The sequence below is a fragment of the Flavobacterium agri genome (genome assembly GCF_013401995.1).
Lineage (GTDB): Bacteria > Bacteroidota > Bacteroidia > Flavobacteriales > Flavobacteriaceae > Flavobacterium > Flavobacterium agri.
Genome location: NZ_JACBJI010000039.1, coordinates 1 through 518, shown reverse-complemented (window position 1 = coordinate 518; position 518 = coordinate 1). Strand labels below are relative to the sequence as shown.

At 36.9% G+C, this 518-nt stretch carries 1 protein-coding gene; it reads right to left on the bottom strand.

Features of this window, described 5'->3' with window-relative positions; all coding sequences use genetic code 11:
- Window positions 1-139 precede the first annotated feature (139 nt).
- The coding region (locus HZF10_RS17900) for a hypothetical protein (RefSeq protein ID WP_217703417.1) at window positions 140-518 on the bottom strand (379 nt) is incomplete at its 5' end.

The following is a 518-nucleotide window of genomic DNA, read 5'->3' as shown; positions in this document are numbered from 1 at the left end:
TAACGTTCGGCGGCTTCTTTGGCGCCGCGGCATTCCGGAAAGAGTATTCTCCACCGAACGGAAACGAAGTTAAGAAAAAGTTTTTTCCCGCTAACATAAGGCAGCGGTGGCAAAGAGCCGCTGTTATATGCCGTATTTTTTAAATTAAGTTGAGCCAATATTTTATACGGTTGATATCTTTGTCTTCAACTACAGTTGTTTCTTTTTTGAAAAGCCAATCGTTCTTTTTGCCTCTGTAAAAATAAATTTTGAAAATATCTTCGTCCTGGTCATAACTTATGAAAACCATATTATGTTCAGTTCTCAACGGATAATTTGCAAATTTCGACAATCCAAGTGCTGCGTGCGAATTGCTAGGGAAAAATAATTCGCTAATTCCGTTTGTCAGGAACAACTTAACGAGTTCCAACATTGGTTCTTGTTTCCATTTATATTTTTCAATGAGCTCAGTATAGTTATTAAGCTGATTTTTCCAATGTTCTTTTCGAGTCATTTCGCGTAATATGGCATATAACGTT